Below are 5,651 nucleotides of genomic sequence, written 5' to 3' on the forward strand. Positions count from 1 at the left end.
GGCGGCCGTCCTCACGGCCGGAGCCACCACGGCGGCCCGGGCCGCCGACTACCCGCAAACGCGCTACGACGTCCAGTACGGCAACTCCTACGTCAAGGGCAACCTCATCTGGTACAACCGCTCGGTCCGGGTCGGCGGCGAGCTGCGGGCCGCCTCCGGCTGCCGCGACGTCGTCTACACCGCCTACGTGAACGACACGATCGTGTCGCGCGAGGTCAGGAGCGCCTGCAACGGCACCGTCGGGCACGGCTTCACCCTGGAGGCCGACGTCCGGGGCGGTGCCACCGCGGTCTTCGTCGACCTGTGGGAGAACGGCCAGCTGCGCGCCTGGTCCATCTGCGGACGCGGCGGCTGCAGCTGACCTTCGTCTCCTGGTGTGGTCAGCCGCGGGGCCGCAGCAGCCCCGCGCGGGCCTGGATCTCGGCCGTGGCCGCGTCCAGGCCCTCCGCCAGCGTGGTGTTGCCCTCGTAGGTGACCCCGGCCGGGACGGCGTCGCTGCCGGCGGGGTCGGCGTCCCAGAAGTTGCCCCGGTAGACGACGTTCTCCAGCGGCGGCGACACCTGCAGCACGGCGGTGCTGTCGGCGCCGGTGACGACGTTCTCCTCGACGGTGACCCAGGCGGCGCCGTAGTCGGTGTAGAGGCCGAAGTTGTACGGGGTGCGGGTGTCCTTGACGACGTTGCCCCGGATCTGGGCGCCGTCGTCGTGCGAGCTGCCCTGCGGGCCGGACAGGTAGAGGCCGCCGCCGTCGGCCAGGACGCTCATCGTGCCGGTGGTGAGGTTGCGCAGGAGCCGGGTGCCGCGGCCCGGCCCGGCGACGATGCCGCAGTGCGGGACCTCGCGGACGTGGTTGTGGGCGACGGTGCAGCGTTCGGTGCCGAGCAGGGCGATGCCGGGGGAGCCGGAGTGGTCGAGGCCGATGTGCTGTACCAGGTTGTCCTCGATGAGGGTGTCGTGGCCGCCGGTGACGTTGACGGCGGAGGCGGACAGGGTGTCGAAGTCGCAGCCGCGCACGACGTGCCGTTCGCCGCCGGTCAGGCCGAGCGCGGTGGCGCCCAGCCGGGTGAAGCGGCACCGCTCGAAGCGGACGTCGGCGCCGCCGTCGACGGTCACGCAGGCGGGGATCGTCGCCGAGCGGGACGGCACCGTGACCCACGCCTGCCCCTCGACGAGCACGACCTTCTCGACCGGGCCGCCGTCGTAGTGGCCGTTGCCGTGGTAGTGCAGGAAGCCTTCCGGGCCGCTGGGCCGCAGCCAGGTGGCGTCGGCGAAGGTCAGGCCGCGGAAGGTGACGTCGCGGGAGCCGGTGACGCGCAGCAGGGTCTCCAGGGCGGGGGCGACGATCCTGGGCCGCTCGCCGGGGCGGGGCAGGTAGCGCAGCACGTGGTGGCCGGGGCGGGAGCGGTCGAGGACGAACGTGCCGGGCTCGGTGAGGAAGGCGGCGTCGTTCTCGATCCTGGTGGGCAGCGCGGGGCCTTCCTGGGTGTGCTCCTCCCAGGTGAAGTTGTACAGCTCGACGGCGCGGGCGAAGGCGGGCTGCGCCATCGTGACGTGGGTGCGTTCGCCGTCGGAGGTGACTTCGGCGACGCCGATGCGGGCCTCGGTCCACGGGTAGACGCCCCGGTAGACGAACTCGACGTCGGCGGGGCTGTGCCAGTCGAGCGGGCTGTCCGTGACGTAACCCGTGACGGTTCTGGTGGCGTCGCCGGGCAGGGCGTCGATGCCGGCGCGTTCGGCCCGGCGGAGGACGCCTCCGGTCTCGACGTAGAGCTGCCGGGTGTCGAGGTCGCCGACGTCGGCCGTCCAGACGCCGCCGGCCACCTGGCCGGTGATCTCCCGGCCGCCGCTGATGACGGCCTGCTCCTGCTCGGCGGTGCCGTAGCCGTGGGCCTGGACGGTCAGGCGGGCGTCGTCCTCGGTGAGTTCGAGCGGGGCGGCGAGGGTGTGGGTGCCGGCGCGCAGGCAGATGACGACGTCGCCGGTGAGCTCACGGGCCGCGCCGACGGCCCGGCCGAGGGTGGCGAAGGGACGCTCCAGTGTGCCGGGGGCGTCGTCGTCGCCGTGCGGGGAAACGTACAGGATTTCGTTGTTTATGGCGTACACGGGTATATACCCTAAACCATGAGCGAAGCAGTTGATCCGGACCGCGGGGTGGAGCTCCTGTGGGACGAGGGGCCGGGGGCCGGGCTGAGCCTGGGCCGGATCGTCCGCGCCGCCGTCGAGGTCGCCGACGCCGAAGGGCTGGCCGGGCTGTCGATGCGCAAGGTCGCCGAGCGCCTCGGCTTCACCACCATGTCCCTCTACCGGCACGTCCCCGGCCGCGCCCACCTGGTGGACCTGATGCGCGACGCGGTGATGGCCGGGCTGCCGGCGCCCGAGGGGGAGGGCTGGCGGGCCCGGCTGGAGTCGTGCGCCCGGCAGGGCTGGGAGCTGCGCAGACGCCATCCGTGGCTGGCGGAGATCCGGGGCAGCAGGCACGTGCCCGGGCCCAACGCGGTGGCCTACTACGAGGCGATGCTGAGCACGGTCGCCGGCACCGGACTCACCCCGGCCGAGATGATCGCCGCGGTCGGGCTGGTGGGCCGGTTCGTGGACGCCGAGGCGCTGGTGCTGGCCGAGACCGCGCACGCCGAGCGCAGCAGCGGCGTGAGCGAGGAGGAGTGGTGGGGCTCGCGCGACACGCTCTTCGCCCGGCTGGACCGCTATCCGACGCTCACTCGGCTGTGGGAGGAGGGCGGCTACGACCACCCGGAGGACCCGTTCGAGTTCGGGCTGGCCCGGTTGCTCGACGGCATCGAGCTGCTCATCACCGCCAGACGTGACGAAAGGCGTGACGAAACCCGGTGTCAGGTGTGCGGTGAACCGGTGGAGCAGCCGGAATCGGGGCGGCCGCGCGCGTACTGCTCCCGGGCCTGCCGCCAGCGCGCCTACCGGCAGCGCAAGAGCGGCGCCTAACCCACGTACCGCAGCTCCGCCGGCGGGGGCGGCAGCGGCCCCGCGTGCCCGGCCTCCCACGACTGCAGGAAGTAGGCGACGAGCCGCCGCGACGCCGCCGCGGCCGCGTCCCCTGCCCCGGCGACCACCGCGCCGTTGGCCATGAGCAGCAGCATGAGGTCCGCCAGGACGAAGTCGGCGCGCAGCCGGCCGGCGGCCTTGGCCCGCCGGATGAGCTCGGCCAGCTCGTCCTCGGCCTCGGCGCGCTTGCGCTCCAGGTCGAACGCGCCCGGGAAGGCCGTCAGGAACGCGGCGGTGAACCCCCGGTCGACGACCTGCATCGCGCACACCTTCTCCACGGCCGTGCGGAAGCCGCGCCACGGGTCGTCGTCGGCCAGCGCCTCGCTCAGCGCCCCCACGCACATCGCGAGCTGGTCGGCGAACACCTCGGTCACCAGCGACTCCCGCGTGGGGAAACGCCGGTAGAGCGTGGCCGTGCCGACCCCCGCCCGGCGGGCGATCGCCGCCATCGGCACGTCGATGCCGCGCGTGGCGAACAGGTGGCGGGCGGCCCGCAGGATCCGGCCGCGGTTGCGCGAGGCGTCAGCGCGCAACATCCGAGATGAACCGTCGGACATGTCTCTCACATTACCCGTAAGTGGGCGGTAGCGTCCGGTTAGCTGGCTAGCCTCCCAGCCATGACGAACATGCGCGCCGCTCTTTTCGACCGTTACGGGCCCCCCGAGGTGCTCTACGAGGGCACGCTGCCCCGCCCCGAGCCCGGCCCCGGCGAGGTGCTGGTGCGGGTGCACGCCGCCAGCGTCAACGGCGGCGAGTCGTACGGCCGGGCCGGGCGGGTCAGGCTGGTGACCGACACGATCGAGCGCGGATTCCCCAAACGTGTCGGGCTCGACTTCGCCGGCGAGGTCGCCGCCCTCGGCCCCGGCGTCTCCGGGCTCGCACCGGGCACCCGCGTGTGGGGCGGGCTGCCGCGCACCTTCGGCAGCGCCGCCGAGTACGTCGCCGTCCGCCCCCGGCAGCTCGCGCTCGCGCCCGCCGGGCTGGACCTGGTCGAGGCCGCCGCCCTGCCCGGCGTGGGCACGACCGCGATCACCGCGCTGCGCGACAAGGCACGCCTGCGGGCGGGGGAGCGGCTGCTGGTCCGGGGCGGGAGCGGCGGGGTCGGCAGCGTCGCCGTCCAGCTCGGCCGGGCGCTCGGCGCGCACGTCACCGCGCTCGCCGGGACCCGCAGCCTGGATCTCGTCCGCGAGCTCGGCGCCGACGAGGCCCTGGACTACGCCACCACCGAGCCCGCCGCGCTCGGCCCCTTCGACGTGATCCTCGACACCGTCGGCACCCGCCTGCCCGACTTCCGGCGGCTGCTCGCGCCGGGCGGGCGGATGGTGGCCATCGCCTTCGACATCGACCGCCCGCTCGCGTCGCTGGCCGCGATCGCCGCCTCGACCGTGTACGGGCCGCGCCGGATGCGGTTCTTCAGCGGCAACCCCAAGCACCGGCTGTTCGCCGATCTCACCCGCTACGTGGAGAGCGGGGCGATCCGCCCGGTCGTGGACACGGTCTTCCCGCTCTCCGGCATCGCGGCCGCCCACCGGGCCCTGGAGACGGGCGGCGTACGCGGCAAGATCGTCATCCGCGTCGTGTGACCTGCCGGGCGGCCCGGCCCCAGGACCCCGGCCCCCTTGCCGCGCGCAGGGTGGTCGCGCAGGAACGCGGTGACCAGCTCGCGGTACTCCTCCGGCCGGTCGAGGGGAATGGCGTGGCCGGCACCCTCGACGGCGCGGAAGACGGCGCCGGGCAGCACGGCCGCGTACTCGCGGGCGACCGCGGGCGCCAGGTAGTCGCACGAGCCGCGCAGCACCAGCACGGGCGCGGTGACCCGGCGCAGCGCGGGCCGGGGGTCGGCGACCTGGCGGGCGTCGCGGCCGGTCATGACGTTGGCCCAGAACCCCACCCCCGGCGGCCTTCCCCGCACCGGCTGCCCCGGGCAGCCCGCCCGCAGGTCGAGGCCGCCGACGAGGGAGCCGAACTCGCCGTCCATCGTCTCGTCCGGCAGCAGCGCGCGGGCGGTGCGCGGCCCGGCGACCTCGACGAGCGCGGCGGCCAGCAGCAGGCGCGGGTGGTGCTCCCACAGCAGCCGGTTCTGGTCGCGTAGCCCGCTCTCCGTCACGTGCCGGTTGCCGGGGTACGCCGGAGCCCAGATCGGTCCCGGCGAGGCCACGATCGCGGCGGCGGCCCGGTCCGGGTGCGCGGCCAGGTAGGCGGCGACGAGCGTGCCGCCCCAGGAGGCGCCGACCAGCACGACGCGCTCGGCGCCGATCGCGGCCCGGACGGCGTCCAGATCGGCGACGTGCCGGGCGACCGTGTAGCCGCGTGCGTCGGGCAGGCGGCTGGACAGGCCCGCGCCCACCTGGTGGTAGGCATACACGTCGAAGCCCTCGGCGGCGAGCGCGAGCGCCGGGAGCGGCCGGTCGGGGTCCGGCGCGCCGGGCCCGCCGTGCACGAGGATCGCCGGGATGCCCGTGGGCTCGCCCCGGGCCGGGGTGCGGGTGTAGGCGATGCGCGAGCCGGTCGGCAGGTCCCAGTAGCGGGTGCCGGGCGCGGCCGCGATCGGCCGGTCCGGCGGCCCGCCGGACAGCAGGCCCGCGACGGGGACGGCGACGGCCGCCAGTTCCACGACGGCGACCGCGGTCGGTGCCC

The 5,651-nt window shown here is 75.0% G+C and carries 5 protein-coding genes and 1 pseudogene; 3 read left to right on the forward strand and 3 right to left on the reverse strand.

The window, feature by feature from the left end:
• The coding region (locus tag KME80_RS49285; protein WP_219519826.1) for a hypothetical protein at positions 1-361 on the forward strand (361 nt) is incomplete at its 5' end.
• 19 nt (positions 362-380) lie between these two features.
• Here the strand turns inward: KME80_RS49285 and KME80_RS49290 are convergent.
• Complete coding sequence (locus KME80_RS49290; RefSeq protein WP_219519830.1) at positions 381-2,102, reverse strand: right-handed parallel beta-helix repeat-containing protein; 1,722 nt, start codon at positions 2,100-2,102, stop codon at positions 381-383.
• An 18-nt stretch (positions 2,103-2,120) separates the two neighbouring features.
• Between KME80_RS49290 and KME80_RS49295 the strand changes: the two genes are divergently transcribed.
• The gene (locus tag KME80_RS49295) at positions 2,121-2,954 is read left to right on the forward strand and encodes a TetR/AcrR family transcriptional regulator (protein ID WP_219519833.1); all 834 of its coding nucleotides are present in this window, start codon (positions 2,121-2,123) and stop codon (positions 2,952-2,954) included.
• On the opposite strand, the gene KME80_RS49300 is transcribed toward KME80_RS49295, so the two are convergent.
• Positions 2,951-3,550 carry a TetR/AcrR family transcriptional regulator gene (locus KME80_RS49300; RefSeq protein WP_246647141.1) on the reverse strand — a complete coding sequence of 200 codons (600 nt, stop codon included), beginning with the start codon at positions 3,548-3,550 and terminating at the stop codon, positions 2,951-2,953. The two genes, KME80_RS49295 and KME80_RS49300, sit on opposite strands and share 4 nt — an antisense overlap.
• Positions 3,551-3,640: 90 nt before the next feature.
• Between KME80_RS49300 and KME80_RS49305 the strand changes: the two genes are divergently transcribed.
• Positions 3,641-4,597, forward strand: a complete 957-nt coding sequence (locus tag KME80_RS49305; RefSeq protein ID WP_219519839.1) for an NAD(P)-dependent alcohol dehydrogenase — start codon at positions 3,641-3,643, stop codon at positions 4,595-4,597.
• Between the two features lie 137 nt (positions 4,598-4,734).
• On the opposite strand, the pseudogene KME80_RS51535 reads toward KME80_RS49305, so the two are convergent.
• Positions 4,735-5,628, reverse strand: a pseudogene (locus tag KME80_RS51535) (alpha/beta hydrolase); the annotation flags it as partial.
• Positions 5,629-5,651 lie beyond the last annotated feature (23 nt).

Origin of the sequence: Nonomuraea ceibae, from assembly GCF_019396325.1 — a bacterium.
In the GTDB taxonomy this organism is placed as follows: domain Bacteria; phylum Actinomycetota; class Actinomycetes; order Streptosporangiales; family Streptosporangiaceae; genus Nonomuraea; species Nonomuraea ceibae.